A 2,320-nucleotide genomic window follows, 5' to 3' on the forward strand; every position below is an offset into this window, starting at 1 on the left:
AAACCAGCATCCTCATCCTTACCATCTATTGCATAATCATAAGGATAAATTCTACCATGTATATCTGAAGTTGCTGCAACTCTGATAGTTTGTTCCTCTACCTTTTTTTCACCTTTTACAATAACTTCGTGGGTTACCACCCTCTCGGTGATCTCCATTTTTACAGGCTCTTTTTTTTCCACTGACACATCATTTGAATTACAAGCCATGAAAACTGCTGTAATCAGTGTTGCAATTAAAAACTTTTTCATCTTTCCCTCCTTATTTTCTTATATTAAAAATTTATTCCATTATTTAATTTTTCTTTTTTTATAAATATCATTCCTTTTTTCCTTATCAGATAAACAGAAATACTTGCAGTTATAGGGACTGTCAAGACTATTCCTATACTTCCAGATAAGGCCTGAATAAGTTCTATTGCTATAATAGGCATATTTATAAACTGTTTAGTATTCATCTGAAATCCCCAGATCATCAGCATCATATTGAGTGAACTTCCTGTGAAAGCCAAAATCAATGTATTAGTCATGGTACCCATTATATCTTTCCCTATATCCATAAGAGACATAAATAAATCATCTAGGTGGATATCTGGGTTTCTTTTACACAATTCATTACACGATGATGCTATCGACATAGCTACATCATTTATAGCTCCTAAGGACGCTATCAATATAGAGGTAAACATAAGCCCATCTATCTTTACTTGATAATCTGCAGCCAGATATAAAATCTGTTCTCCTTTTTCCATGTGGATTCCTGTCAATTTAGATAAATTTCCAAAAATGTAGGAGATTATTCCAGATATCATTACCCCTGCGATAGTTCCCAGTATAGCTGAATAGGTTTTTCTATTAAAATCACCTATCAATAAAAACGTTACTATTGTTATTATTGAACAGAGTAATATTGCCCAGGGAATTGGATCTCCCCCTCTAAATATTATAGGTATGAGAACAAATATTATAATTACTCCTGTAAATATAAGAGCTAATATTGATTTAGCACCGCTTAAACGTCCAAAAACAAGCAATGTTAAGCAAAACAATCCAATCAATAGGTAAATATATCGATCCATCTTATAGTTATAGAACCATACATGTTCCTTTCCATCTTTTTCCCTAATTGTAAATATAGCTTTCATCCCTGGTTTAGCAAATATATTATGTCTATTGCTCAAAACATTTATCACACTATACACTTTATCTTTATGTATCCCCTCTAATATCTTAACATCTATCTTTTGTTTCCCAACATATCTTCCAGGAATCAAAGGATCCGGATTTATAGTTTCTTCCTTTATAGATAAAACTTCCCCATCTACAAATTCATAGGTAAAATATTTTTTCACTCCGAAATTTTTATTTACTGCTAGTGATGTATAAATTATCCCTACAATAGATATGAATACCACAACTATCAATATTTTTTTATGTTTCGTCATCCTAAAATCATCCTTTTTTTATTATTTTAAATCAATTTTGTATTTTTATATTGCATTTAAGTATAAACTAAGCTACTATTTTTTTCAAGTTTTATAAAAGATTAAACAAAAAAAGTCATCAAAATTAATTGATGACTTCAGTATCTATTTGTTATTTTATAAAACATAGAGTTTAAACCTATGACAACTCGATTATAAGTCAATGCTCTACTTCTAAAATTGATAGCTCATATTTTTTTCCAAAAAATAAAAAAGACTTGGCAAGTTCCTATCCTCCCAAGGGGCTGCCCCCTAAGTACTTTCGGCGTTTACGGACTTAACTTCTGGGTTCGGAATGTGACCAGGTGTACCCCCGTAGCTTTTCTTACCAAGCTTACTTTCTTATGAATATTTAATTAAACATTCAAAACTATATAATAATGTTTTTTCTAAAATTAACTCTTTCATTCTAAATCAATTTTGCTTTAGGTTAAGTGTTCGTCATATTAGTATTGGTCAGCTAAAGACTTCACAGCCCTTACACCCCCAACCTATCAACCTCGTAGTCTCCAAGGTGACTTATCAATGATAGAATACTTATCTCTGAGTTGGCTTCCCGCTTAGATGCTTTCAGCGGTTATCCATTCCAAACGTGACTACCCAGCTATGCCATTGGCATGACAACTGGTACATTAGAGGTTTGTCCATCCCGGTCCTCTCGTACTAAGGACAGATCTCATCAATATTCTTACGCCTACAGTGGATAGGGACCGAACTGTCTCACGACGTTCTGAACCCAGCTCACGTACCGCTTTAATGGGCGAACAGCCCAACCCTTGGGACCTTCTCCAGCCCCAGGATGCGATGAGCCGACATCGAGGTGCCAAACTTTGCCGT

The 2,320-nt window shown here is 33.9% G+C and carries 2 protein-coding genes and 2 rRNA genes; all 4 read right to left on the minus strand.

What is annotated here, in order from left to right; all coding sequences use genetic code 11:
• Positions 1 to 251: hypothetical protein (locus tag ABZA26_RS12955; RefSeq protein ID WP_372714928.1), on the minus strand; the 251-nt coding region annotated here is incomplete at its 3' end.
• Between the two features lie 23 nt (positions 252 to 274).
• Positions 275 to 1,444: a YibE/F family protein gene (locus ABZA26_RS12960; protein ID WP_372714929.1), complete on the minus strand. Its 1,170-nt coding sequence runs from the start codon at positions 1,442 to 1,444 to the stop codon at positions 275 to 277.
• A 255-nt stretch (positions 1,445 to 1,699) separates the two neighbouring features.
• Positions 1,700 to 1,816 (minus strand): 5S ribosomal RNA (gene rrf, locus ABZA26_RS12965).
• Positions 1,817 to 1,909: 93 nt separating this feature from the next.
• Positions 1,910 to 2,320, minus strand: a 23S ribosomal RNA gene (locus tag ABZA26_RS12970); the annotation flags it as partial.

This window comes from Ilyobacter sp. (assembly GCF_041583315.1).
Lineage (GTDB): Bacteria > Fusobacteriota > Fusobacteriia > Fusobacteriales > Fusobacteriaceae > Ilyobacter.

Excerpts from the sequence above, each read along its gene's own strand:
- ABZA26_RS12960 (WP_372714929.1), bottom strand. The coding sequence starts at position 1,444 with ATGACGAAACATAAAAAAATATTGATAGTTGTGGTATTCATATCTATT.